The sequence below is a fragment of the Paenalcaligenes sp. DL 309 genome (assembly GCF_057475285.1).
In genome coordinates this window covers 23,645-48,597 of record NZ_JBYBKW010000004.1, presented here as the reverse complement: position 1 = coordinate 48,597, position 24,953 = coordinate 23,645, and the positions used below count along the sequence as shown (strand labels likewise).

Below are 24,953 nucleotides of genomic sequence, written 5' to 3'. Positions count from 1 at the left end.
CAGGAGAAGAATATGAAAATGACAAATTTCACCAAAACAGCCGCTGCTTTAGGCATGGCTGTCATTCTAGCAGGTTGTGCTGCACCCACGACTCAAGGTGGTCGCACTGCCGTGGGTACGGGAGCGGGTGCTGCCGTAGGTGCGGGTTTAGGTGCTTTGATTGGCGATAGCAGTAAATCTGCCATGATTGGTGCAGGTATTGGTGCCTTAGTGGGTGGAGTAGCTGGTTATAACTGGTCTGGTATTAAAGAAGATGTGCAGCAGTCTGGCGCCACTGGTCTGGGCGTAGACGTAACTGAAATGCCCGATGGCTCTTTACGCGTTAATATCCCTAGCCATGTGTCTTTTGCTTCAGGCCAATCCCAGCTTAATCCCAACCTTTATCCCGTTTTGGATAGTGTAGCTCGTGCTTTGGTGCAGCATCCCGAGTTGCGTGCTTATGCGATTGGTTATACCGATAGTACCGGTGGTGCTCAGTTAAACCAGCGCTTATCAGTGGAACGTGCACAAGCCGTCACTAATTATCTCGCCCAACATGGTGTGAATAGCAGCTATTTAAGCGCCGAAGGCCGTGGTCCTAATAACCCCGTAGCCAGTAATGACACCGCCGAAGGCCGCGCCATGAACCGTCGTGTGGAACTATACCTTTACGCGCCAAAATAAGTATTGGGCCTGGCCCAATACCAACGGTGAGGATTGGTAACATCCATAAAGATCCCCCCGTAGAGGTCGGGCCATGCCCGACCTACCTATTTATACCGCGATAAATTCAAATCATCACTACGTATAGCGGTTTCATTACCTGAAATAATATCAGCAATCACATTTGCACTGCCCACACTCATCGTCCAGCCTAAGGTGCCGTGTCCTGTGTTTAAATATAAATTCTTAGCAGGTCCTTTACCAATAATAGGTACGCTATCGGGTGTTTTAGGGCGCAAACCAGTCCAGAAATTAACATCCTTAGTTTCAGTGCTGGCTTTAGGAAATAAATCGTTAAGCACCATCAGTAGGGTGTCTTGGCGTTTAGGGTTTAACGTTTTATCAAAGCCTGCCACCTCAGCCATCCCACCCACACGTATACGCTCATCAAAACGCGTAATCGCAATTTTATAGCTTTCATCTAGCATGGTGGATTGCGGAGCAAACTCGGCATCGGCTATGGGTACGGTGATGGAGTAGCCTTTAAGCGGATAAACCGGTATGGAGGCAATGTTACGCATTAAAGGTCTAGACCAAGAGCCCAAGCACACTAAATAGGCATCAGCTGTAATAAGTTGATTGTTGCTTATCACACCTGTGATGGTGTCACCATGGCGTTGAATTTGTTGAATAGACTCATTGAGTTTGAATTCTACACCTAGCTCTTTGGCCATTTCTGCAAGTTTAGTGGTGAATATATAACAGTCACCGGTTTCATCTTCAGGGATCTGCAAGCCACCGGCTAATTTATCTTTTACTAGTTCTAGGGCGGGCTCGGCTTTATAAAGTTCATCACGCTGTAGTAACTCAAAGGGCACCCCCATTTCTTCTAAGATACGCATATCCGCATCTGAGCCGTCCATTTGCTGTTGAGTTCTAAAAAGCTGTAGAGTGCCTTTTTGGCGGGCTTCGTAATCTATGCCTGTATCAGCGCGTAATTGACCTAAGCACTGACGGCTGTAATTAGAAATACGCACCATGCGCTCTTTGTTTATTTTGTATTTAGCAGCCGTGCAGTTAGCCCACATTTGCAACATCCATTTCAATTGGAATAATGTGCCATCAGGACTAAAACTAAAAGGGGGGTGTTCGGCAAACAGCCATTTTGCGGCTTTCAAGGGGATGCCGGGAGCCGCCCACGGTGAAGCATAGCCAAAAGAAACTTGCCCTGCATTAGCGTAGCTGGTTTCGGTGGCAGAAGCGCCCAGCTTATCTATAACCGTAACGCTATGACCTTGTTTGGCTAAATAATAGGCGCTGGTTACTCCAGTCACCCCTGCGCCTAGCACAAGTACTTTCATCAAAAGTTCCTTAGGTTTGGGTTGGCGTGTTGATAATCACCATGTTATCGCGGTGAATAAGCTCAGCATCAGACATAGAGCCTAGAATTTCTGCAATACGATAACTGGGTTCTCCCAGTATACGCTGCGTGTCTTCACTAGAATAATTAATGAGTCCTCGGCCATACTCATAGCCAGCTTCATCTATGCAGGCCACTAGATCACCCCGATTAAAATGGCCTAATACCTCTGTGACACCTATGGCTAATAAGCTTTTGTGACCAGCAGTTAGAGCTTCTATAGCACCGGCGTCTAAGCGTACTTGACCTTTCACGTGTAGGTGGCTGGAGAGCCAACGTTGGCGCGCCGATTGCACAGGCAGTTTTGCACGTAGCTCGGTGCCTATGGCTTCACCCGCCGCCAAACGCAGTAATACATTGGGCTCCTGGCCTGAAGCAATCACGGTATGCCCGCCACTATTGGCGGCGCGTTTTGCAGCTAAAATTTTCGTGAGCATTCCCCCTGTGCCTACGCTGCTGCCAGCACCACCTGCCATTTTTTCTAAGGCGCGGTCACCGGCTTGGGCGTGAGTAATAAGCTTGGCATCTGGGTGACTACGCGGGTCGGCGCTAAAGAGACCGATTTGATCCGTTAAGATAATCAAGGATTCGGCTTCGATGAGGTTTGTAACTAGCGCCCCTAGCGTATCGTTATCCCCCAGACGAATTTCATCGGTGATGACGGTGTCATTCTCATTCACTATAGGCACCACACCCAGTTTTAATAAGGTGTAGATAGTGCTGCGGGCGTTTAGGTAACGGGTGCGATCGGCTAAGTCTTCATGAGTTAATAAAATCTGTGCGGTACGTATACCATGCTCAGCAAAAGCCACTTCATAGGCTTGTACTAAACCCATCTGCCCAACTGCGGCAGCGGCTTGTAACTCGTGCATAGCAGTAGGGCGGCGTGTCCAGCCTAGGCGCACTATGCCTTCGGCAATGGCGCCACTAGATACAAGTACTACTTGTTTGCCTTGTTGGTGCAGTTGTGCAATTTGGGCAGACCAATGCTTAACCGCATGGTGATCTATGCCTTTGCCTTGGTTAGTGACCAAAGAGGATCCTACTTTCACCACAATACGCTCTGAGTCTGCCACTACAGAGGGGGGAGGGGTGGTCTTAGTTTTGTCATTTTTATTTGTAGCCATAGGGAAATAAATCCTTATTCCTCATCAAGATCAATGTTTTGACGGTTTGACTTAAAGCGGGGGTCATCGGGTTCAAAATCTGCCGCGGCTTCTTCTTCGGCTTGTTGAAGTTTGGCTTGTTGTTGATCAAGGTGGCTTTGCACTTTTAAGATTAGCGGCTTGGTGCCTTCACCTGTTAAGGCAGAAATGCCAAATATGGGGCCTTGCCAATCTAAGCGCATCACTAATTGCTCTATAAAGTCTTCAGCATCTTCCACCATGTCTAGTTTATTAAGCACTAGCCAACGGGGTTTTTCATAAAGATCTGCGCTATATAAACGTAATTCATCCACGATGGTTTCTACGTCCGCTACTGCTTTATCTAGAGTATCGATCTCCGGGTCTAAATTGCTTACATCCACTATATGTAACAATAGACGAGTACGAGAAAGATGTCTTAAAAATAAATGCCCTAAACCTGCACCTTCAGAGGCACCTTCAATTAAACCTGGTAAGTCTGCAATCACAAAACTGTGACCGGGGGAAGTACGTACTACGCCTAAATTGGGGTGTAGGGTGGTGAAAGGGTAATCAGCAATACGTGGGCGCGCATTAGATACTTTACTAATAAAGGTGGATTTACCGGCATTTGGTAAGCCTAATAGACCTACATCGGCTAATACCTTAAGCTCCAAACGTAAGCGGCGCTGGCCACCTTCTTCGCCGGGAGTAAATTGGCGCGGCGCGCGATTCACACTACTTTTAAAGTGTAAATTACCCAATCCGCCTTTGCCGCCCTCAGCTAGAGTGACTTGTTGACCGTGTTGGTCTAGATCAAATAACAGCTCGTTGGTGTCCGCATCGTAAATGCTCGTGCCCACCGGCATGCGTAAAATGATGTCATCAGCCGCCGCCCCGTATTGATCAGAGCCACGGCCATTTTCGCCATTACGGGCTTTGTGCAAACGCGCATAACGATAATCAACGAGGGTGTTGATGTTGTTGTCTGCGATGGCATAAACGGCACCACCGCGCCCCCCATCACCGCCGTCTGGACCGCCTTTAGGAATAAATTTTTCGCGTCTAAAGCTAGCAGAGCCATTGCCCCCTTTACCGCCTTGTACTTCAATAGTGGCTTCGTCTACAAATTTCATATCTGTTCTCTTTTTTAATAGAAATAACTAATAAAGCAATCGCCAATAAAAAAACTGCACCTGTGCCTCGGAATAGACTTCCGGCCACTAGGGTGCAGTTTTTGTTTGGTATAACCCGAGGGTTATTTATGCGTTATTACTCAGCAGCAACTACTGTAACGGTGCGCTTATTGAGGGCGCCTTTGGTGCTGAAGTTAACTTGACCATCTACCAAAGAATACAAGGTGTGGTCTTTACCCATGCCTACGTTAGCACCAGCATGAAACTGAGTACCACGTTGACGAACAATGATGGCGCCGGCTGAAATAGCCTGACCACCGTAAACTTTGACGCCTAGACGTTTAGCCTGTGAGTCGCGTCCGTTTCGCGTAGAGCCGCCGCCTTTTTTCTGTGCCATGGTTATGCACTCCTATTTAGGTATTACCCGAAAAATGTAATGTGTAATGCAACAATAATGCGAATTAATTAGCAATTAGGCATTAACGGCATCAATACGGATTTCGGTGTAGTTTTGACGATGACCTTGGGTACGACGATAGCCCTTGCGACGGCGCATCTTAAAAACTTTAATTTTGTCGTGACGGCCTTGTGCAAGAACTGTAGCTGTAACCGTTGCACCATCAACGAAAGGACCACCAATTTGCAGTGATTCACCTTCGCCTACGGATAAAACCTGGTCTAGCGAGATTTCTTGCCCAATGTCTGCCGGTATCTGTTCTATTTTCAATTTTTGGCCGACGCAAACACGATATTGTTTGCCGCCGGTTTTTATAACCGCGTACATAGGGTATTCCTATTAAAAAAGTAGACTAAGCCTAGGATTATAAATTGAAACATCCAGAAAAAGCAACGTCTGTTACCAATTCTCCCCGTAGATGTCGGGCCGTGCCCGATATATCAGATTGGGCATGTCCCAACCTCTACAGGGGGAACCCTGCACCTAATCGAATTATTTGCTTACAGTTGAAACCTTTTACAACGGCAATGTTTTTTGTAGTCACGTACAGTTGAGATGTAACTGTAGAGGTAGTGATTGGGCCATGCCTAATCTAACTGAAAACAAAAAAGCAAAGGAGATAGTATGCTTAACTATGCATTGTTGTTCTTTATCGTAGCGATAGTAGCTGCCGTTTTAGGATTTGGTGGCCTAGCGGCTGGTGCCGCATCTATTGCCAAGGTGTTGTTTTTTGTGTTTTTGGTCTTGGCGGTGCTATCACTGTTAAGAGGGTTGATTAAATAGCGGGTCGGGGATAATTATATCGGGCACGGCCCGACATCTACAGGGGGCGTCGCCACCAATATTACCAATTCCCCCTGTAGAGATTGGGCCATGCCCAATCTCTCCCCTTCAATCTACCCCCAACTACGATCTATAATCTGCATTAATCGTCACATACTCATGTGAAAAATCGCAAGTATATACCGTTTCGGTATGCTCGCCACGGTCTAATGCCACGCGCACCAAAATCTCACTTTCTTCCATTACGCGTTTACCATCGGCCTCCACGTAATCGGGGTTACGGCCACCGTGGGTAGCAACCAACACATCACCTAGCCATAAGCGCAGCTTATTGACGTTTAAGTCATGCACACCAGCGTAACCAATGGCAGCTAAAATACGCCCTAAGTTTGGATCTGAGGCAAAGAAAGCGGTTTTCACGAGGGGAGAGTGCGCAATAGCATAAGCAATTTTTCGAGCCTCTTCAGAGCTAGCTGCTTCTTCTACGGTAATGGTAATAAACTTTGTTGCGCCTTCGCCATCTCGGACAATTTTTTGTGCTAAATCTATAGCCGCATCACGTAAAGCTTGGAAAAGCGTGTTGTAATGCGGATTGGCCACGCAATCCACATGCACATTGCTCTGCCCCGTAGCAGCAATTATAAAGCAATCATTCGTAGAGGTGTCTCCATCTACTGTGATGCGATTAAAAGACTTGTTGGCAATCTCTTTAGTGATCTCTTGAAGTAGCTCAGGGGAAATGCCAGCATCCGTGCTCAAAAAACCCAGCATGGTGGCCATATCAGGGCGAATCATGCCCGAGCCTTTGCTAATACCAGTAATGGTGATGGTTTCACCGTCCAGATCAATTTGGGTGGAGTAGATCTTAGGCTGCGTATCAGTGGTCATGATGCTGTGAGCAGCGGCAAACCAATTGTTGTCTTGTAAATCAGACACCGCTGTGGGCAGAGCGCCTAACAGCTTATTCATCGGCAGGGGTTCTAAAATAACCCCCGTAGAAAAGGGCAGCACTTGCGAGGGGCGTAAATCCAAAAGCTTAGCTAGATTGCTGCATGTGTTGCGAGCATCTACTAAGCCGGGCTCACCCGTACCGGCATTGGCATTGCCGGTATTAATGACTAAGGCGCGAGTTTCATTGTCTGAAGCCATATTGGCCTCACACACTTGTACTGGCGCAGCGCGAAAACGGTTAGTTGTAAATACGCCAGCTACTACGGTATTAGGAGCAAACTTAAATACCGTAAGGTCAGGATGATCAGCTTTTTTAATGCCAGCTGCGGCAATGCCTATTTGCACACCTTTGACGGCATGAATATCAGACTGAGACGGAATAACGAGATTAACTGCCATGGCACACCTATCTAAATAATGGGGGAAAAACTACGCTTTAATTTTAGAAAATACCTTGGCGGCTATTTCTAAGGTTGCTTCTATGACGGCATCATCATGCGCGCCTGAAGTGAAAGAAGCCTCAAAAGCTGAGGGCGCCCAATACACGCCTTCGCCTAACATGGCATGGAAGAAATCATTGAATTTTGCGGTATTACTTGCAGATACCTCAGCGAAGGAAGTGGGAATGCGCTCACTAAAATACAGTCCCAGCATACCACCCACACTATCTGTACAGAAAGTAACGCCCGCCTCTTTGGCTGCGGCTTCTAGGCCTTTGGCAAGTTTTGTGGTTTGCGCTGTAAGTTGCTCGTAAAAAGCTTCGTTATCAAGTAGCTTTAAAGTCGTAATGCCTGCAGCGACTGCGACGGGATTACCAGATAACGTACCGGCCTGATACACGCCCCCTAAAGGAGCAATCACGTCCATGATCTCTTTGCGACCACCAAAAGCCCCCACGGGCATGCCACCACCAATGACCTTAGCGAGTGTGGTCAAATCAGGAGTAATACCGGTTAAGCCTTGCACCCCTTGTGGGCCAGTACGAAAGCCCGTCATCACTTCATCAAAAATCAGTACGGAATCATTTTTAGTACACAGCTCACGTAAGGTTTCTAAAAAACCGGGTATGGGTTTGATGAGATTCATATTACCCGCCATGGGTTCTACGATCACACACGCAATGTCATCACCATGTTTAGCAAAAGCGGCTTTAACGGCATCTATATTATTAAAATCTAAAACTACCGTATGACGAATAAAATCGTCCGGCACACCCGCGGAAGTTGGGTTGCCAAATGTAAGCAGCCCTGAGCCCGCTTTAACCAGTAGACTATCGGCATGACCGTGGTAACAACCTTCAAACTTAATGATAGTGTTGCGACCCGTATAGCCACGTGCTAAACGAATAGCACTCATGGTAGCTTCGGTGCCGGAGCTAACGAGACGTACTTTTTCTATAGATGGCAAGCGTTTGCAGATCAATTCTGCTAGTTCGACTTCGCCTGCGGTAGGTGCACCAAACGATAGGCCTTTAACTGCCGCCTCTTGTACGGCCTTGACCACTTCTGGGTGAGCATGACCTAAAATAGCAGGGCCCCAAGAACCCACATAATCAATGTATTTTTTGCCTTCCACATCCCACACATAGGCACCTTCAGCGCGCTCAATAAAGCGTGGTGTACCGCCCACGGAGCCAAAAGCGCGTACGGGTGAGTTCACGCCACCGGGAATATGCTCACAAGCACGATCGAAAAGTTCTTGGTTGGTAGACATAAAAAATCCTGAAAAATTCTAAAAATGGATATAGTTATTGTAGGCGATTGCTGTCTCAAAGAAAAAGACGGCTAAAGGCTTGGGCTTCGGCGTACACATCAGCGGCTTCAAATAAGCTACTAATTACCGCCACGCTATCGACTCCCGCTTCAATAAGTGCAGCGGTATTATCGGCAGTGATGCCACCAATGGCCACCACGGCTGCGCGGGATTGATCAGAGCTGTATTGCTCGCAGAGCTGACGGCCTTGGCGGTAAATATCGAAGGTGGCGCGAGGGGCATCTGGCTTAATAGCAGACACGTAAGCCGTTCCAAAGGCCACATAATCTACGCCCAGTTTTAAGCCTCGTTCCGCTAAAGCCAGCTGGTTATAGCAGGTGCAACCTAACCACTGCTCAGGCGCTAAGCTTGCTTTGGCCTCAGCTAACTCGCCGTCATCTCGTCCTAAATGAGCGCCGGCGGTGTGCAAATCACGGGCTAAAGTCCAATCATCGTTAATCATAAGCGGTAGGTTTATTTCAGCGCAAAGATCAACCACCGCTTGACGTTGCGTTTGATGCAAGGTGCTAGTGATGGGGCTGTTTTTACGGCGCCATTGTAATACCTGCATACCGCCCGCATGGGCAGCACGAATGGCGTCTAAGAGCCGAGCGGTATCTTCCCATTCAGGAGTGATGCCATAGAGACCACGAGGAAAACGTAGGGTTTTTTTCATGTTTTAACAGCTTTGATTTATGATTTTAGCTCCCATGCCGGCTTGAAAAGCGCGACTGGCAGCCTTATCTGTATGAGAGATGGCTGCAGCGCATGCGTCTGGTACTTTATGCCCGCTAGCCAAGTAGGCGCTAATAGCAGTGCTTAGTAGCCCTTCGGTATCTTGCAGTCTGTCGGGTTGGGCGGTACTGCTCCATTGTTGCTGTAACCCGTCTTGGTTATAGAGCTGATGCAAAACCCCCGATTGTTGTGTGCCAGGTAAAGAACAGAAAACCCATTCACAACCTGAGTCTAAAAGACTATTAATTGGGTTTTGCTTTTCAGGCAGTAAGCCATCCGCTTGCCATTGAGTTAATAAGGTTTGGTCTGCTACCACCACATTGGTTTGGGGTAGTACCAGCTCTAAGATGGCATCCGTGATTTCATCCACATCGGCATCATTGGTTAGAATGCTATGGTCTGGAATGGACTGTAAGTGCAGCACTAACGGTAAATGCGCGTAATCTGCGGCGATTTGTGCTAATACACTGGCAGCATCAATGCTATAAATGGGGCCAGACTTAATGCATTGAACGCGAATGTCCTCTAATACACAACGCATTTGATCGTGCATAAGGCGTGGTGATGTTAAGGTGATTTGTTCGGTGTGAGTACTGTCTTGGATATGATGAGCGCTAATGATGCTAAGTGCATGGCAACCTAGTGCCGCACACGTAATGGCGTCAGCCGGCAAGTACATGGCCCCTGTAGGGTCTAACGGCGCAAAAACTAGCACCACGGGCGGAGGGGTTGTTAACATAACAGCCATTAAAGTAAATATCGTATACGATACGTCGTTAATCAAAGTAGTACTAGCAAATAATACTAGTATAAATACTAGTCTTAGTAGTAGCGTAGGTACCACTCCATTTTAGTAGATTGCTTCACTTTACGGGCAATACTGTTTTATTAAGTTTTTTTTAGTTTAGAGAGTATTATTATGAGTACATGGATGTGTTTAATCTGTGGTTGGATTTACGACGAAGAGGCCGGCCTGCCTGAAGAAGGTATAGAGCCTGGTACTAAATGGGCTGATGTGCCACCAAACTGGGTTTGTCCAGAGTGTGGCGCCCGTAAAGAAGATTTTGAAATGATTGAGGTGTGATGACTACCCACTCTGTTGATTTTTCCCGTCAGTTGCTCGTGGCCATGCCTGGCATGGTGGGCGGCTCTCTAGCAGATACCGTTATTTATATTTGCGAGCACAATGATGAAGGCGCCTTAGGCGTGGTCATTAATCGTCCTACTGATTTAACATTAGGCGATTTACTGCAACGTATAGACTTAGAGTTATCTTTAGAAATAGGGGTGCGTCAAGAGTCTGCTGTGCATTTTGGTGGGCCAGTACAAACCGATAGAGGTTTTGTGTTGCATACGCCCGTGGGTGATTACGGCTCCAGTATTGCACTGGGTGAAGTGGCCTTAACCACCTCGCGTGATGTGCTACAAGAAGTGGCTGCTGGCGGAGGCCCAGAACAAATCCTTGTGACATTGGGTTATGCAGGGTGGGGTGCTGGACAGCTCGAAGAAGAAATGGCCAATGGGGCCTGGCTGCATGTGGATGTAGATAAAAATTTAGATATTTTGTTTGTTACACCTGCTGCTGAGCGTTATCAGGCTGCCTTAGCCCAGTTAGGCATAGATCCCATTATGCTAACTGGGGCTGCAGGTAATGCCTGATCTCACTTTGTTGGCCTTTGATTATGGTCTGAAAAAAATAGGGGTCGCCGTGGGTAATACTTTAATTCGCCACGCGCGACCCCTGACTATTCTACAGCCTGTCACTCGAGCACAGCGCTTTGAGCAAATAGAGCAGCTGCTCGATCAATGGCAACCCGATGCCGTAGTGGTGGGGGTGCCTCTAACCGCTGAGGGCACTGAACAGTATGCGTCTTTGCGTTGTAGGCGTTTTGCGAATCAGCTGCATGGGCGCTATGGCTTAAAGGTGCATCTGATTAATGAATATGGCTCCAGTATGGAAGCTCAGTCTTTATTAGGCACGCATGATGAGGACGATGCCATGGCGGCAGCAGTGATTTTACAACGCTGGTTTGATGATCCTTTACCCCATGAAGTTACGTAGATTACTTCGATTTAGCTGGCGCTCTCTATTATTGATCAGTTGGGTTTGTGTAGGTTTAGCCATAATGAGCCTTATATTCCCTTGGGCGAAGCTATCTTGGCGGCAGCGTATCATTCAATGGTGGTCTGACTGTTTATTACGCTTTTGTGGGGTAAGAGTTAGTTATAGCGGCGCGGTAGTAACGACAAAACCCGTATTATTTGTGTCTAATCACGTGTCTTGGTTAGACATTTTTGTTATTAACAAGCAGCGCGCTACCTCTTTTGTAGCTAAAAAAGAAATACGCAATTGGCCCGTATTAGGTTGGCTGGTGGCGTGGGCCGGTACGGTATTTATAGATCGTACACAGCGCCATGCCATCAAAGAGGTGGTCAATCAAATACAAGAAAAGCTTAATAAAAATCAAGCTGTAGGTCTATTTCCTGAGGGTAAAACGTCTGATGGCCTGCAAGTACAGCCTTTTCACAGCAGCTTATTTGAAACCGCCATACGCACGCAAATGGATGTGCAGCCGGTGGCCTTACGTTTTTATCATGGTACGCAGCGTTGCACCGTAGTGGCTTTTGTGGGTGAACAAACTATTGTGCAAAATGTGTGGCTACTGCTTACCAGACCCGGTGTACACATAGAGTGCGAATTTCTGACGGTACTTAATCATCATCAAAACCAAACCGTAGGCCGCATAGCCACCGCCAAACACGCACAGCAGCTGATAGAAAAGGCGGTATTAAAAGGGCTTTAAGCTCCCATCAGTATTAGGCACTTGCACCACTTTACGGTCATTAAGCCGTATAGCGGTGAGTTTTCCGCCCCATAAACAGCCCGTATCTATGCCCATGGCATCGGGCTGCAGATGTAAGCCTAAGGTAGACCAGTGGCCAAAGACCACCGGCAGCTCTATGCGACGGTTGGGCATGGCAAACCACGGGGTTAATGCTTTACTGGGGTCGGGGGCGCCTTTGTATTTATAATGCATACGGCCTTGATCATCAAAGTAACGTAAACGCGTAAATGCATTGATGGCGTAACGCTGCCTCGCCAAACCGCTTAAGTCTGCAGACCAAAAATCTGGCTGGTTACCAAATAGATCATTAATGTGTTGCTGCCACTTAGGCGCCTGTAGCGTGTGTTCTACTTCTTGGGCTAGCTGTAATACGGTATTCAAAGACCATGTGGGGTCTAAACCGGCGTGTATTATTAAATGCCCCGCTTGATGAATTGCCAAGGGTTGGTGGCGTAACCAGTCAATAAGCTCAGTGGCATCGGGCGCATTGAGTATGGAGTCTATGGTGTCAGAAGCATTTTGCTTACGTATGCCGGCCGCTACGCCCAGTAAATGGATGTCGTGATTACCCAGCACCGTTTGTGCACGATCGCCTAAGCGCAGAATGTGCCGTAATACCCCTACGGAGTCTGGCCCTCTATTAACTAAATCACCCACAAAGATAAATTGGGCATCTGGTTGTTGTAAGTCGGGTTGGCTAAGTAATTGTTGCAGGCTGTGGGCGCAACCTTGTATATCACCAATCACCCAAATATCACGATTTGGCATGGGTATCCTGTGTGTGTGGCTGTTGTTTACGCGGCCAGTACTGACGGTTTTCAATAATAGTTAAAGCCACTAAGGCCAACAATAAAGCAAAGATACTTGGCAATAATGCCGTTACCCAAGGTTGCCATTGACTCAGCATCCCTAGGTTGAGCGCCAGTTGATTGGCCATAAAAAAACCAATACCTATAATAATCCCTAAAAATACCTTACTGCCCATACCGCCTTGGCGCGTTTGCATAAAACTAATGGGGGCGGCAATGGTAATCATCACTAATAAGGTGAAAGGGTAGGCGATTTTGCGCCATAGTGCCACGGCTTGACGGTCCGTTTGTAGTTGGTTGGTATTTAAATAGTCTAAGTAATCCACTAAGTCGGTAATGGCCATACGTTCCGGTGTGAGTATACGGGCTAATAAACGCTCGGCATTGAGCGTGGTGCTTATATTGAGTTCAGATAGCTCTTCTAGGCGTATAAGGGGGATAGCATTGTTATTGTCTATCACCTTTAACGCCTCCAAGGCATTAGGTGCAATGATGCTGCGCTGGGCAGCACTCAGCAGTAGGCTATTATCAGTAAAGCGGCCATTCGGAGCCTGAATGAAGGCGTTTAAGTGTTGATGCTCATCAAATTCATAAATGGTTATATTTTGTACGGTGGATTTATCTGTAAGACTACCTATATTAATAATGCGCATAGGAGTAGTGGCATCGCTTTCTTTAAACCAATAGCCACTTTTCAGGCGTCCACCCCCGGCGCGTCCAAACACTTCTAAGCTGCTCTCACTGAATTGCATTTCTGCTTTGGGAGTAATGTATTCTGATAACACAAAGGCGCCTGCCATCAGTGGAATAGTAATTACCCATAAAGCAAGTAACAACTGTAAACCGCTAATACCTGCCACACGCAGCATCACTAGCTCATTGCGTTGCGCTAAACCCGCTAAGGCTAATACGGAGCCGATCAGTAAGCCTATGGGCAACAGCTCATATAATTGTGTGGGAATACTGAGTAGCTGCAAATTAAGTAGATTTACGAGACTCACTTGTTCGCTGATTTTATCTAAATCATCAATTAAATTAAAAAAGCTAAAAAGAGCAGTGAGTGCCAGTAAAACCATGGTACTAGATCTATAGATTTCAGAAGCAATATAACGGCGGGCAATGCGCATAATTAGGGTCTTTAGGGAATGCTCACTTGGCGCATTCGCTGTGAAATAGTGTTAGTGCGGCGTTGTAAATAGGCGGTGTTGCCTTTTTTTTCATAAAAAACGGGGTTAGGCAACATAGCAGCTAAGCGGGCAGACTGTGAGGCTGATAATTTGTTGGCAGTGGTTTTATAATAACGGTGTGCTGCGGCTTGAGCACCAAAGTCCACTTGCCCCCACTGCGCTAGATTTAAGTACAGCTCTAAGATGCGTTGTTTAGACATCACGGCTTCTATCATATAGCTCAATACAAGCTCTTGGCCTTTACGCGTGTAACTGCGTGAGGAAGATAAAAACAAGTTTTTAGCTAGTTGTTGCGTTAAGGTCGAGCCCCCTCGGCGTTTAGCTGAGCCTTGTGCCGCTTGCTGTTTATTGTACTCCCACGCGCTACGAATAGCGTCCCATTCTACGCCTTTATGCGTTAAAAAATTGGCATCTTCCGAGCTAATAACAGCAAGTTTTAAGTGATTGCTAATTTGATCGTAGTCTGCCCACTCAAAGACTAATTGAGCTTTGGGGTTATCTTGACGCAGCTCGGCTAGCGTTTGGCGCATAATGGCACTAGCGCTAGGGTTATAAAAATTAAACCAAAGCACGCGCACTAAAAAGGTGAACTGGTAGAGCACAAACAGCAATAGCGCCACAATGACAATCGCGCTAATACGCCTGAGAGGGCTAGGTGGCTTTAACATGCTTGAGGCTGACGTAATACCTTTAATACGGGTTCAGTGTCTGGGCTGTGACCATGCCAAATCATAAAGCTTTGGGCGGCCTGGCCTACTAACATGCCTAAACCATCAGCGCTGTGACTAGCGCCTTGAGCGCCGGCATCACGCATAAATACGCTGGGCTCACTACCATACACCATGTCATAGGCTAAGGAGTGATCGCTGAAATGCAGGTTTTTTTGTGCTGCTGCGGGCAAGGGGTTTTGTTGATTTAAACTACTAGAGGTTGCGTTAATTACAATATCCCACGTGCCACTAAGTGCTTCCAAGCCTCCTGCGCTGAGAGCATTGTCATAGCTGGGGTGCAAGGTGATGAGGTCTTTAGCTTTAGCGGCCGTGCGGTTCACAATATGCAACTTACTGGCTTCGGCTGTTAATAGCGGTAGCAGCACGCCTTTAGCTGCGCCTCCAGCCCCTATGAGCAATATACGTTTACCTTTAGGGTCAAAGCCTAAGCGACGTAGATCAAGAACTAAACCCGTACCATCCGTATTACAGCCATGTAGTTTACCGTCTGCCATCCATAAGGTGTTGACGGCACCTGCGGCTTGAGCACTAGGACTGAGTTGCTCTGCCATCACAAAGGCTTTTTCCTTGAAGGGTACAGTAACATTTAACCCCTTGCCGCCTTGAGCAAAAAAACCGCGTACATGATCAATAAAATCATTGTTATCCGCTAGCATCTTGGTATATTCCAAAGGCAAGTTAAATTGAGCGGCAAATAAATGATGAATTTCAGGTGAGCGGCTGTGGGCGATGGGATTACCTATAACGGCACAGCGTATGGTTTTTTGAGAAGACATAATAAATAATAACGAATAGAAAGCGACTAATGGGTTGTTAGTTTACCTTGAGTAAAACGCCAGCTGCGGGTAATGGCTAATACGTCCGTTTTCTCGCGCATTTGCGGGCTAAAAGGGCCAAAAGGCGAGGCCAGACGCACAATGCGTTGTGCTGCCACTGTAAAAATGGGATTGTCTGCTGCTTGATTTATATCAATTTTAAGTAGGTTACCTTCGGTATCTAAGTAAACTGTTAATTGCAAGGTATCTGAGAGCAGTCCTTTAGCTTGATCTGGGTAGTGTTCCGTACCTAAACGTTCAATTTTGGCCCGCCAATCTTCTATATAAGCGGCAAATACGGAGGCTTTGGTAGAGGGAGCATCAAAATGCACGCGCGGTTCAGAGTTGTAGTGGCTGATTTGGCTTTTTAAAACATGGAGCTCTTGGGCTAAATGCTGAGCTTGTTCTGTTAATTGCTCTCGGGTGGCAGTATCTAAAGGCGTGTCATTATTTTGAAGTTGATCTTGTGTGCGTTGCCATTCTGATTCTAATTGCAGCAGTTGCGTTTGTTTTTCGGCTTCTACTTGCTGCAGCTGCTGTTTTAAGGCTTGTAAAACCAGATCATTGGGACTGGGCACATGCGGCCCAGTAAAGGGCGCGCTGGCAGCGTCTTCCGGCTGACCATCCCCGCCACCGGCTGCTTGCCACTGTGCCACTAATAACGCATTTAATACGGGCTCATCATTTTTATAATTAATCAAAACAATTTCGGGTTCGGCAAAGTAGGCGTCTAGATTATTTGCCTGCGGCCAAGCGTAATACACCAACGCCCCATGAGCTAGCAATGAGATAATCACCGCTAGCCATAAATAATCAGAAAAGAGACGTCTATTCTTGCTCTGCATCAGTGGTTTCAGGCTCTATGAGTTCCCGTAGTCTGCATTCTACAGTGAGCTCCAATTCATCTATGGATAAGATGTCAACAATGAGTTGCTGGCCACGTTCTAACTGCCCCAAACTTGGCACGCGAGTTACAAAAGGCGCTAAATCAAAACGTATTAAATCTTCTTTGATTACCGTAGCGGGCATGTGTTCTATGTTTTGCTGCTGTAACCAACGTAGCACCCAGTAACGTTCGATGAGATTTTGGAAGTCATTCCAAGCACTGTATTGTGCTTCAAACGCACCCACTATGCCAAACAAGTCCGCTTCTTTGGGCTTATATGGTGCCACTAAGCGTGCAGACACGCCGTGTTCAGCCGCAGCAATAATTTGCCTTTGGTTTACTAAATCCACATAGCGGCGTAACGGAGAAGTAGACCACGCGTATTGCGGTACCCCAATGCTTTCATGTGGCAAGGGGTGGGTAGACATACGAGTGCGCATGTTTTGCTGCGAGCGGAAGATACCGGGCACATCATGTTCAGCCAGTAAGCCACCCCATTTATTATTCGCTAGAATCATCATTTCAGCCGTAATCAGACCTACCGGTGCATTACGTACGCGTGGTACTAGTATTACCTTACTATTAGGATCATCGGCGGGACCTTCTAACTCAAAACCATACTCTACGCGGTTATTAAATTCAGGGCGGCCACGTATTTCTTCGCGCTGCTTGGCAAAAAATTGGGTGATTGCCCACAGAGGACGTAACCAATCACCATAGGGAATGTCGCTGTCTGGACTTTCTAACTCTTCTACCGTAATAATAGGGTCTAGATTATGCTGACGTAGGTTTTCTTTGACCACAATACGCTCTAAGCGCGTTTCATGGTGTAGCACCTCGCCTTTTTCTAAATCCACATCCACATACAAAGAAAGAGCAGGGCGCTCTAAACCAGCGTCTAAGGAGAATTGTTCAATGACTACAGCGGGTAGCATGGGTACTTTTTGCCCAGGCGTATACAGCGTAGATAAACGCTTGCGAGCTAATTCATCTAAAGCATTATCACGTTCTATGGCTAAAGCGGGGGTGGCAATATGAATGCCCACTCGCCATTGATGCTCACCTAGAGCAACTATAGAAAGCGCATCGTCAATCTCTGTGGTGCCGGCATCATCCACTGAGTAGGCTTCTACCTTAGCCAGAGGCAAATCCGCACCCCAGCCATTGCTGAAATCTATTTCAGGAAATTCCAGACCACGAGGGAAGTATTGCGAAAAGAAGCGGTGACGATGCAGAGCCAACGGGCTAGACCAGGCATTTAGATCGAGTAGGAGTTTTTCTGGACTCACACCTAATTGCTGCACTGCCGCATCAAAGGCTTTCCACTCTAAGGTGTTTTTATCAGGTGCTGATAGCAAGCTATTTGCTATGGAGGCAATGGCCTCAGGAAGCTCACCATTAACCATGGCTTGAGTCCAGGCTTCTTGTTGCTCAGCTTGTAGGCGTTTTTTCTCTATGGCGGCTAAGGCGGCTTCTAAGATCTCTGGCGGTGCTGGTTTATAAATCCCTCGGCCTCGCTTATGAAAGTAGGCGGGGGCGGCATGCAAGGCAAAGATCAGTCCTGTTTTTTCTACAGCGCTTGGTTTATGGCCAAAGTACTCCTCAGCAAACTCCTCAGCCACAAAGTCTTCTTGAGGCGCCAGCTCCCATAAAAAATCAATATCAAAACCGGCTGCTAACTCCTCAGCTTGCTCTAATAATACGGCGGGCTCTGGCTCAGCAAACTCAAAAAACACACTGTTTTTACGAATCTTACTGCGTTTACCTGTGGCGGACTCCACCTGCATGGTGGTTTCGGCATTAGAGAAAATCTTTTCGGCTTTAAATTTGCCGCTGTCTTCAAAAAGGACATACATAAGTCGCAATTACCTGCTTATAGAGTAGAGGGAGCAATAAAGTGTAAAACAGAGGGTAGGTAAAGAGCAAAGTCAGAAATGCCGTGATCACCACCAAAAATCAATAAACCTTGGCTGCCCGCAAAAGTGCTTAGCATTTCTTGATAGTCCAACACTTCATCACCCGTAGCAGCTAATAAATAATAGCGCTGCAGTTGGGTAGCTTGGGCTGGTTGCATTTTTTTAAGCTCATCCACGTATTCGGCCTTAAACACAAATGGCGCCTCAGAGTGATAATACGTATGCTCACCCACTTGGGTGGCTAAATCACGGGAGGCTTGTACAGCTGGATTAAAGAGTGCCGCTTTGCAACCCCATTGTTCAGCCAATACATGGGCATAGTAACCGCCTAACGAGGAGCCTACCACTACCAGCTCTTCAGAAGGGTTTGTTAGCTTTGCTTCTTTAATGAGTTGATTGCACAAGGCCATGGCAGCAGCGGGGCTAGGGGGTAGCTGCGGGCATACCCACCGCGCCGCCAAGCCTTTTTCTGTAATGGCTTGCTCTACTACCTTTGCTTTGTATGAGCCGGGTGAAGACCTAAAACCGTGTAAATATAAAATCATAAATATGCCCTGACCGTTTAAACTTGCAAGCCTTGAATGATGTGTTCGTGTAGGCCACCAAAACTACCATTACTCATAATGACTATATGATCGTGAGGTTGGGCCATGGAGATTACCGCTTGTGCTAAGGAAGACAAATCAGTGATGACGGTGGCCTTAGCGCCTAAGGGGGCCAAGGTGGCGTCTGCATCCCAAGTTAAAGCATGCTTACCTTGATTTTCACTATAACAAAAAGTATGGTCTGCCTGAGCTAAAGCCTCGGGGAGACGGGCGGCCATGGCACCTAGTTTCATGGTGTTGGAACGCGGTTCTAAGATGGCAATAATACGGCCATTCTTTGTACCTAACTGTTTACGTAATCCTTCTATGGTTAAGGCTATAGCTGTGGGGTGGTGGGCAAAATCATCGTAAACAAAAATATCATTTACCGTAGCACGTAATTCCATGCGGCGTTTGATGCCTTGAAAACGGTTTAAGGCAGCGCAACTTTGTGCAGGTGTGATACCTACGTGCTGGGCCGCGGTAATCGCGGCTAAAGCATTCAATCTATTGTGTTCACCGCTAAGATCCCATTGCAGCAGACCTACAATGTTTTTTTCTACGGATTCCAGCATTTGCACCGGTGTCCAACAGCCGCGCTCAAGTACTCTATCCAATGCGGGGGCTTCAGTGGGGCGAATAATAAGACCATTGCTAGGTATGGTACGCACTAAGTGATGAAATTGCGTTTCAATGGCCGCTAAGTCAGCAAAGATATCGGCATGATCAAATTCTAAATTATTTAATACTGCTGTTTTAGGGCGATAATGTACAAATTTAGAGCGTTTATCAAAAAAAGCGGTGTCGTACTCATCGGCTTCAATCACAAATAAGGACTGCGCCGCATCAAAGCGAGCCGATACTTTCAAGTCGGGCGCCACCCCGCCAATGAGGAAATTCGGTTTGAAGCCGTTATATTCCAATATCCACGCTAGCATAGAGCTAGTGGATGTTTTACCATGGGTGCCAGCCACCGCCAGTACATGCTGATGGTTTAGTATGTTTTCACCTAACCACTGTGGGCCTGAAATATAGGGTAGGTTTTGATCTAAAATAGCTTCCATTAAAGCATTGCCACGGCTCACTACATTGCCCACTACAAATAGATCCGGTTTTAGCGCTAATTGCTCTACACCATAGCCTTCAATTAAGTCTATGCCTTGCTCTTGCAATTGGGTGCTCATGGGTGGGTATACGCCTGTATCGCACCCCGTTACTTTATGGCCTGCAGCACGGGCAATAAGCGCTAGGCCCCCCATAAATGTGCCACAAATACCTAATATATGAATATGCATAAAATCTCCAGTTATCCCATTTTAGACAAGATTGTTGTTTTTGTATTAATGATGATGGCTTTGCTTTTTCATCCCGCTCAAGCAGAGCCTTCGGCATTATTTGATTTGAGTTTTGATGATTTGGAAGGCACAGAGCAAGCTTTAGCACCGTATCAAGGCAAACCTATGGTGGTAAATTTCTGGGCTACATGGTGTCCACCTTGCGTCAAAGAAATGCCGGACTTAGAAGAATTAAGCCAACGTCACACTGATGTGCAGTTTGTAGGCTTGGCCATTGATACCAAACGCAATGTGAAAAAATTCTTAGAGCAGATTCCCGTTACGTATGATTTGTATGTGCCTGGACATGGGGGCGTTAAACACATGCGTGAGTTGGGTAACCCCAAAGCGGGCTTACCTTTCACCCTTATTATTGACGCCGATGGTAACGTGGTGGAACCTATTTTAGGACAAATAGATAAAGCAGAGTTAGACGCAAAGTTAGACAATTTAAAAAATTAATCGTAGAGGTATCGGCAATTTGCTGATTTTTAGACTAAACTACAGCCATTATCTACGCTTTTTTATGTAGACAAATACGTGTTTTTAGCGTAAAAAAGCGAAGAATCATTACAAATTTACATTTTTTATTTGGCAATGGCACGCAATATACTGGTTATACATGGCCCAAATCTAAACCTGCTGGGCACACGCGAGCCGCACATCTATGGTGCGCAAACACTGGCTGATATTAATCATCATCTAGTGCAGCTAGCGTCTGACTTAGGCGGGGTATGTAATAGCTTTCAAAGTAACTCTGAGGGGCAGCTTGTTGATCGTATCCATGCTGCAGCTCAAGAGCAAGTTGATTACATTTTAATTAATGCGGGTGCTTATACTCATACCAGTGTGGCAATTCGTGATGCCTTAGCCGCGGTGGCTATTCCTTTTGTTGAAGTGCATTTGTCTAATGTGCATCAGCGGGAGTCATTCAGACAGCATTCTTATTTGTCTGATTTGGCACAAGGTGTCATTGTGGGTCTAGGGGCTTATGGTTACGAAGCGGCTCTGCGTTATGCCATGGCTTAAATTTTATCCAATTTTTACAACACCCAAGCTAGATTTATATAGCAGTGGTGTGGCAGGAAATATGCATGGATCTTAGAAAACTGAAAACCTTAATTGACCTCGTTGCGGAGTCTGATATTTCTGAGCTCGAAGTCACCGAAGGCGAAGGCAAGGTCAGAATTGTTAAGTCAGACCCTGCAGCCCAACAGCAAGTCGTCTATGCTGCAGCACCAAGTGCTGCGCCGGCAGCTCCGGCCGCCGCACCAGCGGCTCCAGTTGTTGAGCAGGCTGCAGCATTTGAAGGTCATGCCGTTAAGGCGCCCATGGTCGGTACGCTCTATCGCTCCCCTAATCCGGGTGCTGCTCCCTTTGTGGAGGTAGGGCAAAGCGTACAAGAGGGTGATGCCCTTTGTATTATTGAGGCTATGAAGTTGCTTAATGAAATCGAAGCAGATAAAACCGGCATTATTAAAGAAATCTTGGTTGAAAACGGTGCTCCTGTAGAGTACGGTCAGCCCTTGTTTGTGATTGGCTAATTTCATGTTTGAAAAAATCCTTATCGCTAACCGGGGTGAAATCGCCCTACGCATCCAGCGTGCCTGTCGCGAGCTGGGTATTAAAACCGTAGTGGTGCACTCTGAGGCAGATAGAAATGCCAAATATGTGCGCCTTGCTGATGAGTCAGTTTGTATAGGGCCTGCTAATCCTCGTGATAGCTATTTAAATATGCCCGCTATTATCGCCGCTGCTGAAGTCACAGATGCTGAGGCCATTCACCCCGGATATGGGTTTTTGGCTGAAAATGCGGATTTTGCTGAGCGGGTAGAGAAAAGTGGTTTTGTATTCATTGGCCCTCGCCCTGAAACCATTCGCTTAATGGGTGATAAAGTCACTGCCAAAAAAACCATGATTGCCGCGGGTGTGCCCGTGGTGCCTGGTTCTGCCGGTGCTTTACCCGAAGATCCTGAAGAGGTGTTGCAAATTGCCCGTGATATTGGCTATCCGGTCATGATCAAGGCTTCGGGTGGTGGTGGTGGTAGAGGGATGCGGGTAGTGCGCGCAGAAGGGGCTTTGCTCAATGCAGTGGCCACTACACGAGCTGAAGCAGAGGCAGTGTTTAATAATCCTGACCTCTATATGGAAAAATACCTCGAGAATCCCCGTCACATTGAAATTCAAGTGATGGGCGACGGCGATAGTCGTGCTGTATGGCTGGGTGAACGCGATTGCTCTATGCAACGCAGACATCAAAAAGTCATCGAAGAAGCGCCCGCGCCTGGGGTATCCAGAAAGCAAATCGAACGCATCGGTGAGCGTTGTGTAGAAGCGTGTAAAAAGCTGCAATACCGCGGTGCAGGTACTTTTGAGTTTCTTTACGAAGACGGCGAGTTTTATTTCATCGAAATGAACACCCGTATTCAGGTTGAACACACTATCACTGAGATGGTGACCGGCATCGATTTAGTGCAGCAGCAAATTCTCATTGCTGCGGGTGAGAAATTCACTCTACGCCAGCGTGATATTCAGTTTAGAGGGCACTCTATTGAATGTCGTATTAATGCTGAGGATCCGTTTAATTTCATTCCTAGTCCCGGTCATATTACAAAATGGCATATGCCGGGTGGTCCAGGCATACGTATTGATTCACACGTTTTTGCCGACTACACCGTTCCATCTAATTACGACTCCATGATTGGTAAAGTCATTAGTTACGGTGACACCCGTGAGCAAGCCATTGCCAGAATGGATATTGCCTTATCAGAAATGGTGGTGGAAGGGGTTAAAACAAATATTCCTTTACATCGTGAGTTATTGCAAGATGCAAACTTCAAAGCGGGTACCTTTAGTATCCATTATTTAGAAGAAATGCTCGCAAAACGCACTTAATCTCTAACACGCGGTAAAATACAAAGCAGGGGTTCGCCTCTGCTTTTATTTTTTTGGAAATCACTATGCGCGAAATTGTTTTGATGTGTGCCGAACTAGAGGCCGAACACGTTTCTGATGTGTTGTTAGAGTTAGGGGTGTTATCTGTGTCTGTAGAAGATGCGGATGAAAACACCGATCAAGAACAGGCCTTATACGGTGAGCCTGGTTTAGAGCCTGAGGTATTAGCATGGCGCAGAAATCGTGTGGTGGCCTTGTTGCCAGAAGGTGTAGATGCTGCCGAGTTAGTAGATGAGTTAAAAGAGCAGGCCGTAATTGATTTAGATAATAATGATTGGCTGGTGCGTGAAGTGCCTGACCATGATTGGGTGCGTTTAACGCAATCGCAATTTGGCCCCATAGAGGTAGGGGAAAAAATCCTTATTGTGCCCAGCTGGCATGCTGATGATGAGTTCAGTAAACAGGCGCAAGCAGAGCAAAAAGTATGTATTCAACTAGACCCCGGCTTAGCCTTTGGTACCGGTAGCCATGCCACTACTCATTTATGTTTAGAGTGGTTGGCTGAGCATCTGCAAGCAGGTCAAAGCGTATTGGATTATGGGTGTGGCTCGGGTATTTTAGCGATTGCGGCTAAAAAATTAGGCGCGGCCCAAACCGATGGCGTTGATGTGGATAAACAGGCAGTTTTATCGACTCAAGCCAATGCAGAAAACAATGCCGTAGAGGTCAATGCCATGTTGCCCGGTGAGCTCCCGGATGCACAGTACGATGTGGTGGTAGCAAATATTCTGTCTAACCCGTTAAAAATATTGGCGCCTATGTTGTCTAACCGTGTTAAGCCGGGTGGCCACTTGGTTTTAGCGGGGGTTTTTGAGTGGCAAACGCCTGAAATGAAAGATGCTTATAAAGAATTTTTGTCCTTGCAGCCTTGGCGTGATCGTGAAGGTTGGGTTTGTTTAGTAGCACGAAAACCAGCTGTTTAGGCGTATAGGGTGTGGGTATGATTGAGCTAACTACACAGTGTCCTCAATGTAGGCATCGTTTTGATGTGAGCTTAGAGCAGTTACAGCAACGTAAAGGCTTATTGCGTTGTGCTCAGTGCGCGCATATTTTTGACGCTTATGAATGTGCGGTAACTACGTCTACAAGTACAGCCACCACTTCAATCCCATCCCCCTCGCTATTACGCGTGCCGCATTTGCGTACGCATTTCATCGGGGATACGCCTTTAGCTAGTGGCATAAAACCACCTCAGCCTATTCGTAGCTCACAACCCATACAGCCAGAGTTAAATGCGTATAGTGATATACGTGTTTATTTAGAAGCAACCGCTTCAGAGCCTGAGTTTGTAGCTGCCCCAGAACCGGTCCTGGTATCGGCACCAGTATCATCCATACCTAGGCCTAAACCCTATTATGCTGGGCAGAAAAATGAAGCAAAAACTGGTTTTCTCTGGCGCCTTTTGCTTGGTTTACTCCTGTTGTTTATAGTGGCGCAGCTCCTGTATGTTTACCGAGCGCAAATAGCTAATAGCGTACCCTTAACTCGGCCGGTATTACAGTGGTTGTGTGAGGGCATAGATTGTAATTTGCCTTATATGCGTGAGATTGATGCCATAGAGGTACGTCAAAGCGCCTTGCAAGAAATTCCGGCTTTGAGCTCAGGCAATACCTACGCCTATCAGTTGCAGTTACAGTTGAAAAACAACTTAGCCTGGCCTCAAGAGTGGCCAACTTTGGTGTTGAGCTTTAGCGATGCCGCAGCGGCGGGTATGGCCACCATTGCTATAGAGCCGGCTGAGTACTTGCCTGTAGAGAAAGAGGCTTTGCCTTTTGAGGCCGGCGCGCAACAATCCATTCGCGTTCCTGTGAGGGTGCAGGGCAAAAAAATTAACGGCTTCTCCGTAGAAAAATATTATCCATAGATTATCTCTAAAGATTTATAAAGGTT

General features: G+C 46.8%; 29 protein-coding genes. 12 read left to right on the top strand and 17 right to left on the bottom strand.

Features of this window, described 5'->3' with window-relative positions; genetic code table 11:
* The first annotated feature begins 12 nt into the window (after nt 1–12).
* Nucleotides 13–663, top strand: a complete 651-nt coding sequence (locus AC2UZJ_RS06555; RefSeq protein ID WP_486949334.1) for a YiaD family glycine zipper/OmpA-like lipoprotein — start codon at nt 13–15, stop codon at nt 661–663.
* Nucleotides 664–749: 86 nt separating this feature from the next.
* Here AC2UZJ_RS06555 and AC2UZJ_RS06550 read toward each other — a convergent pair whose 3' ends face one another.
* The 5 genes from AC2UZJ_RS06550 to rplU form a co-directional block, all read right to left on the bottom strand.
* Nucleotides 750–2,003, bottom strand: coding sequence for a D-amino acid dehydrogenase (locus AC2UZJ_RS06550; protein WP_486949333.1), 1,254 nt, complete (start codon nt 2,001–2,003; stop codon nt 750–752).
* A 10-nt stretch (nt 2,004–2,013) separates the two neighbouring features.
* Complete coding sequence (gene proB / locus AC2UZJ_RS06545) at nt 2,014–3,189, bottom strand: glutamate 5-kinase (RefSeq protein WP_486949332.1); 1,176 nt, start codon at nt 3,187–3,189, stop codon at nt 2,014–2,016.
* Nucleotides 3,190–3,203: 14 nt separating this feature from the next.
* Nucleotides 3,204–4,322, bottom strand: a complete 1,119-nt coding sequence (gene obgE / locus AC2UZJ_RS06540) for a GTPase ObgE (protein WP_486949331.1) — start codon at nt 4,320–4,322, stop codon at nt 3,204–3,206.
* A gap of 136 nt (nt 4,323–4,458) precedes the next feature.
* The gene (rpmA, locus tag AC2UZJ_RS06535; RefSeq protein ID WP_486949330.1) at nt 4,459–4,719 is read right to left on the bottom strand and encodes a 50S ribosomal protein L27; all 261 of its coding nucleotides are present in this window, start codon (nt 4,717–4,719) and stop codon (nt 4,459–4,461) included.
* A gap of 75 nt (nt 4,720–4,794) precedes the next feature.
* On the bottom strand, nt 4,795–5,106 hold the full coding sequence (rplU, locus tag AC2UZJ_RS06530) for a 50S ribosomal protein L21 (protein WP_486949329.1): 312 nt from the start codon (nt 5,104–5,106) through the stop codon (nt 4,795–4,797).
* A gap of 297 nt (nt 5,107–5,403) precedes the next feature.
* Between rplU and AC2UZJ_RS06525 the strand changes: the two genes are divergently transcribed.
* Nucleotides 5,404–5,562, top strand: a complete 159-nt coding sequence (locus AC2UZJ_RS06525) for a DUF1328 domain-containing protein (protein ID WP_486949328.1) — start codon at nt 5,404–5,406, stop codon at nt 5,560–5,562.
* 123 nt (nt 5,563–5,685) lie between these two features.
* Here the strand turns inward: AC2UZJ_RS06525 and argJ are convergent, their stop codons facing one another.
* From argJ to AC2UZJ_RS06505, 4 genes are read right to left on the bottom strand one after another with little or no spacing between them, the layout of a single operon-like run.
* Nucleotides 5,686–6,912 (bottom strand): bifunctional glutamate N-acetyltransferase/amino-acid acetyltransferase ArgJ, encoded by a 1,227-nt coding sequence (argJ, locus tag AC2UZJ_RS06520; protein WP_486949327.1) that lies wholly within the window; start codon nt 6,910–6,912, stop codon nt 5,686–5,688.
* A gap of 30 nt (nt 6,913–6,942) precedes the next feature.
* A complete protein-coding gene (gene hemL / locus AC2UZJ_RS06515; RefSeq protein WP_486949326.1) occupies nt 6,943–8,226 on the bottom strand; it encodes a glutamate-1-semialdehyde 2,1-aminomutase in 1,284 nt (427 codons plus the stop codon).
* Between the two features lie 55 nt (nt 8,227–8,281).
* Nucleotides 8,282–8,941: a thiamine phosphate synthase gene (locus tag AC2UZJ_RS06510; RefSeq protein ID WP_486949325.1), complete on the bottom strand. Its 660-nt coding sequence runs from the start codon at nt 8,939–8,941 to the stop codon at nt 8,282–8,284.
* 3 nt (nt 8,942–8,944) lie between these two features.
* A complete protein-coding gene (locus AC2UZJ_RS06505; RefSeq protein ID WP_486949324.1) occupies nt 8,945–9,739 on the bottom strand; it encodes a bifunctional hydroxymethylpyrimidine kinase/phosphomethylpyrimidine kinase in 795 nt (264 codons plus the stop codon).
* Nucleotides 9,740–9,919: 180 nt separating this feature from the next.
* Between AC2UZJ_RS06505 and AC2UZJ_RS06500 the strand changes: the two genes are divergently transcribed.
* The 4 genes from AC2UZJ_RS06500 to AC2UZJ_RS06485 all read left to right on the top strand — a co-directional run bounded on the left by AC2UZJ_RS06500 (nt 9,920) and on the right by AC2UZJ_RS06485 (nt 11,804).
* Complete coding sequence (locus AC2UZJ_RS06500; RefSeq protein WP_486949323.1) at nt 9,920–10,084, top strand: rubredoxin; 165 nt, start codon at nt 9,920–9,922, stop codon at nt 10,082–10,084.
* Complete coding sequence (locus AC2UZJ_RS06495; protein WP_486949322.1) at nt 10,084–10,659, top strand: YqgE/AlgH family protein; 576 nt, start codon at nt 10,084–10,086, stop codon at nt 10,657–10,659. Before AC2UZJ_RS06500 ends, AC2UZJ_RS06495 begins: the two co-directional genes overlap by 1 nt.
* Nucleotides 10,652–11,062 carry a Holliday junction resolvase RuvX gene (gene ruvX, locus AC2UZJ_RS06490; protein WP_486949321.1) on the top strand — a complete coding sequence of 137 codons (411 nt, stop codon included), beginning with the start codon at nt 10,652–10,654 and terminating at the stop codon, nt 11,060–11,062. The genes AC2UZJ_RS06495 and ruvX overlap by 8 nt, the downstream gene beginning before the upstream one ends.
* Before the next feature lie 64 nt (nt 11,063–11,126).
* Nucleotides 11,127–11,804, top strand: coding sequence for a lysophospholipid acyltransferase family protein (locus AC2UZJ_RS06485; RefSeq protein WP_486949320.1), 678 nt, complete (start codon nt 11,127–11,129; stop codon nt 11,802–11,804).
* On the opposite strand, the gene AC2UZJ_RS06480 is transcribed toward AC2UZJ_RS06485, so the two are convergent.
* From AC2UZJ_RS06480 to mpl, 8 genes are read right to left on the bottom strand one after another with little or no spacing between them, the layout of a single operon-like run.
* Nucleotides 11,790–12,614 carry a symmetrical bis(5'-nucleosyl)-tetraphosphatase gene (locus AC2UZJ_RS06480; RefSeq protein ID WP_486949319.1) on the bottom strand — a complete coding sequence of 275 codons (825 nt, stop codon included), beginning with the start codon at nt 12,612–12,614 and terminating at the stop codon, nt 11,790–11,792. The genes AC2UZJ_RS06485 and AC2UZJ_RS06480 overlap by 15 nt on opposite strands.
* Nucleotides 12,601–13,782, bottom strand: coding sequence for an LPS export ABC transporter permease LptG (lptG, locus tag AC2UZJ_RS06475; protein ID WP_486949318.1), 1,182 nt, complete (start codon nt 13,780–13,782; stop codon nt 12,601–12,603). Before lptG ends, AC2UZJ_RS06480 begins: the two co-directional genes overlap by 14 nt.
* An 11-nt stretch (nt 13,783–13,793) precedes the next feature.
* Complete coding sequence (gene mtgA, locus AC2UZJ_RS06470) at nt 13,794–14,510, bottom strand: monofunctional biosynthetic peptidoglycan transglycosylase (protein ID WP_486949317.1); 717 nt, start codon at nt 14,508–14,510, stop codon at nt 13,794–13,796.
* Nucleotides 14,504–15,349 carry a shikimate dehydrogenase gene (gene aroE / locus AC2UZJ_RS06465; RefSeq protein ID WP_486949316.1) on the bottom strand — a complete coding sequence of 282 codons (846 nt, stop codon included), beginning with the start codon at nt 15,347–15,349 and terminating at the stop codon, nt 14,504–14,506. The genes mtgA and aroE overlap by 7 nt, the downstream gene beginning before the upstream one ends.
* A gap of 26 nt (nt 15,350–15,375) precedes the next feature.
* Nucleotides 15,376–16,233 carry an energy transducer TonB gene (locus tag AC2UZJ_RS06460; protein ID WP_486949315.1) on the bottom strand — a complete coding sequence of 286 codons (858 nt, stop codon included), beginning with the start codon at nt 16,231–16,233 and terminating at the stop codon, nt 15,376–15,378.
* Nucleotides 16,217–18,130: a ribonuclease catalytic domain-containing protein gene (locus tag AC2UZJ_RS06455; RefSeq protein ID WP_486949314.1), complete on the bottom strand. Its 1,914-nt coding sequence runs from the start codon at nt 18,128–18,130 to the stop codon at nt 16,217–16,219. The genes AC2UZJ_RS06460 and AC2UZJ_RS06455 overlap by 17 nt, the downstream gene beginning before the upstream one ends.
* Nucleotides 18,131–18,147: 17 nt before the next feature.
* Nucleotides 18,148–18,735, bottom strand: a complete 588-nt coding sequence (locus AC2UZJ_RS06450; RefSeq protein WP_486949313.1) for a YqiA/YcfP family alpha/beta fold hydrolase — start codon at nt 18,733–18,735, stop codon at nt 18,148–18,150.
* A 17-nt stretch (nt 18,736–18,752) separates the two neighbouring features.
* A complete protein-coding gene (gene mpl / locus AC2UZJ_RS06445) occupies nt 18,753–20,069 on the bottom strand; it encodes a UDP-N-acetylmuramate:L-alanyl-gamma-D-glutamyl-meso-diaminopimelate ligase (protein ID WP_486949312.1) in 1,317 nt (438 codons plus the stop codon).
* Between mpl and AC2UZJ_RS06440 the strand changes: the two genes are divergently transcribed.
* From AC2UZJ_RS06440 to AC2UZJ_RS06415, 6 genes are all read left to right on the top strand, one after another.
* A complete protein-coding gene (locus AC2UZJ_RS06440) occupies nt 20,058–20,570 on the top strand; it encodes a TlpA family protein disulfide reductase (RefSeq protein WP_486949311.1) in 513 nt (170 codons plus the stop codon). The genes mpl and AC2UZJ_RS06440 overlap by 12 nt on opposite strands.
* Nucleotides 20,571–20,705: 135 nt before the next feature.
* Nucleotides 20,706–21,137, top strand: coding sequence for a type II 3-dehydroquinate dehydratase (gene aroQ / locus AC2UZJ_RS06435; protein WP_486949310.1), 432 nt, complete (start codon nt 20,706–20,708; stop codon nt 21,135–21,137).
* A 65-nt stretch (nt 21,138–21,202) separates the two neighbouring features.
* Entirely contained in the window at nt 21,203–21,652 is a 450-nt protein-coding gene (gene accB / locus AC2UZJ_RS06430) for an acetyl-CoA carboxylase biotin carboxyl carrier protein (RefSeq protein WP_486949309.1), read from the top strand.
* Between the two features lie 4 nt (nt 21,653–21,656).
* Nucleotides 21,657–23,003, top strand: a complete 1,347-nt coding sequence (gene accC, locus AC2UZJ_RS06425) for an acetyl-CoA carboxylase biotin carboxylase subunit (RefSeq protein ID WP_486949308.1) — start codon at nt 21,657–21,659, stop codon at nt 23,001–23,003.
* Between the two features lie 65 nt (nt 23,004–23,068).
* A complete protein-coding gene (gene prmA, locus AC2UZJ_RS06420) occupies nt 23,069–23,986 on the top strand; it encodes a 50S ribosomal protein L11 methyltransferase (protein WP_486949307.1) in 918 nt (305 codons plus the stop codon).
* Nucleotides 23,987–24,003: 17 nt separating this feature from the next.
* Nucleotides 24,004–24,927 (top strand): zinc-ribbon and DUF3426 domain-containing protein, encoded by a 924-nt coding sequence (locus AC2UZJ_RS06415; RefSeq protein ID WP_486949306.1) that lies wholly within the window; start codon nt 24,004–24,006, stop codon nt 24,925–24,927.
* Nucleotides 24,928–24,953: the final 26 nt, after the last annotated feature.

What these genes read in the sequence shown, in the direction of transcription:
- AC2UZJ_RS06555 (WP_486949334.1), top strand. Translation starts at nt 13, where the DNA reads ATGAAAATGACAAATTTCACCAAAACAGCCGCTGCTTTAGGCATGGCT.
- AC2UZJ_RS06550 (WP_486949333.1), bottom strand. Translation starts at nt 2,003, where the DNA reads ATGAAAGTACTTGTGCTAGGCGCAGGGGTGACTGGAGTAACCAGCGCC.
- proB (WP_486949332.1), bottom strand. Translation starts at nt 3,189, where the DNA reads ATGGCTACAAATAAAAATGACAAAACTAAGACCACCCCTCCCCCCTCT.
- obgE (WP_486949331.1), bottom strand. Translation starts at nt 4,322, where the DNA reads ATGAAATTTGTAGACGAAGCCACTATTGAAGTACAAGGCGGTAAAGGG.
- rpmA (WP_486949330.1), bottom strand. Translation starts at nt 4,719, where the DNA reads ATGGCACAGAAAAAAGGCGGCGGCTCTACGCGAAACGGACGCGACTCA.
- rplU (WP_486949329.1), bottom strand. Translation starts at nt 5,106, where the DNA reads ATGTACGCGGTTATAAAAACCGGCGGCAAACAATATCGTGTTTGCGTC.
- AC2UZJ_RS06525 (WP_486949328.1), top strand. Translation starts at nt 5,404, where the DNA reads ATGCTTAACTATGCATTGTTGTTCTTTATCGTAGCGATAGTAGCTGCC.
- argJ (WP_486949327.1), bottom strand. Translation starts at nt 6,912, where the DNA reads ATGGCAGTTAATCTCGTTATTCCGTCTCAGTCTGATATTCATGCCGTC.
- hemL (WP_486949326.1), bottom strand. Translation starts at nt 8,226, where the DNA reads ATGTCTACCAACCAAGAACTTTTCGATCGTGCTTGTGAGCATATTCCC.
- AC2UZJ_RS06510 (WP_486949325.1), bottom strand. Translation starts at nt 8,941, where the DNA reads ATGAAAAAAACCCTACGTTTTCCTCGTGGTCTCTATGGCATCACTCCT.
- AC2UZJ_RS06505 (WP_486949324.1), bottom strand. Translation starts at nt 9,739, where the DNA reads ATGTTAACAACCCCTCCGCCCGTGGTGCTAGTTTTTGCGCCGTTAGAC.
- AC2UZJ_RS06500 (WP_486949323.1), top strand. Translation starts at nt 9,920, where the DNA reads ATGAGTACATGGATGTGTTTAATCTGTGGTTGGATTTACGACGAAGAG.
- AC2UZJ_RS06495 (WP_486949322.1), top strand. Translation starts at nt 10,084, where the DNA reads ATGACTACCCACTCTGTTGATTTTTCCCGTCAGTTGCTCGTGGCCATG.
- ruvX (WP_486949321.1), top strand. Translation starts at nt 10,652, where the DNA reads ATGCCTGATCTCACTTTGTTGGCCTTTGATTATGGTCTGAAAAAAATA.
- AC2UZJ_RS06485 (WP_486949320.1), top strand. Translation starts at nt 11,127, where the DNA reads ATGAGCCTTATATTCCCTTGGGCGAAGCTATCTTGGCGGCAGCGTATC.
- AC2UZJ_RS06480 (WP_486949319.1), bottom strand. Translation starts at nt 12,614, where the DNA reads ATGCCAAATCGTGATATTTGGGTGATTGGTGATATACAAGGTTGCGCC.
- lptG (WP_486949318.1), bottom strand. Translation starts at nt 13,782, where the DNA reads ATGCGCATTGCCCGCCGTTATATTGCTTCTGAAATCTATAGATCTAGT.
- mtgA (WP_486949317.1), bottom strand. Translation starts at nt 14,510, where the DNA reads ATGTTAAAGCCACCTAGCCCTCTCAGGCGTATTAGCGCGATTGTCATT.
- aroE (WP_486949316.1), bottom strand. Translation starts at nt 15,349, where the DNA reads ATGTCTTCTCAAAAAACCATACGCTGTGCCGTTATAGGTAATCCCATC.
- AC2UZJ_RS06460 (WP_486949315.1), bottom strand. Translation starts at nt 16,233, where the DNA reads ATGCAGAGCAAGAATAGACGTCTCTTTTCTGATTATTTATGGCTAGCG.
- AC2UZJ_RS06455 (WP_486949314.1), bottom strand. Translation starts at nt 18,130, where the DNA reads ATGTATGTCCTTTTTGAAGACAGCGGCAAATTTAAAGCCGAAAAGATT.
- AC2UZJ_RS06450 (WP_486949313.1), bottom strand. Translation starts at nt 18,735, where the DNA reads ATGATTTTATATTTACACGGTTTTAGGTCTTCACCCGGCTCATACAAA.
- AC2UZJ_RS06440 (WP_486949311.1), top strand. Translation starts at nt 20,058, where the DNA reads ATGAATATGCATAAAATCTCCAGTTATCCCATTTTAGACAAGATTGTT.
- mpl (WP_486949312.1), bottom strand. Translation starts at nt 20,069, where the DNA reads ATGCATATTCATATATTAGGTATTTGTGGCACATTTATGGGGGGCCTA.
- aroQ (WP_486949310.1), top strand. Translation starts at nt 20,706, where the DNA reads ATGGCACGCAATATACTGGTTATACATGGCCCAAATCTAAACCTGCTG.
- accB (WP_486949309.1), top strand. Translation starts at nt 21,203, where the DNA reads ATGGATCTTAGAAAACTGAAAACCTTAATTGACCTCGTTGCGGAGTCT.
- accC (WP_486949308.1), top strand. Translation starts at nt 21,657, where the DNA reads ATGTTTGAAAAAATCCTTATCGCTAACCGGGGTGAAATCGCCCTACGC.
- prmA (WP_486949307.1), top strand. Translation starts at nt 23,069, where the DNA reads ATGCGCGAAATTGTTTTGATGTGTGCCGAACTAGAGGCCGAACACGTT.
- AC2UZJ_RS06415 (WP_486949306.1), top strand. Translation starts at nt 24,004, where the DNA reads ATGATTGAGCTAACTACACAGTGTCCTCAATGTAGGCATCGTTTTGAT.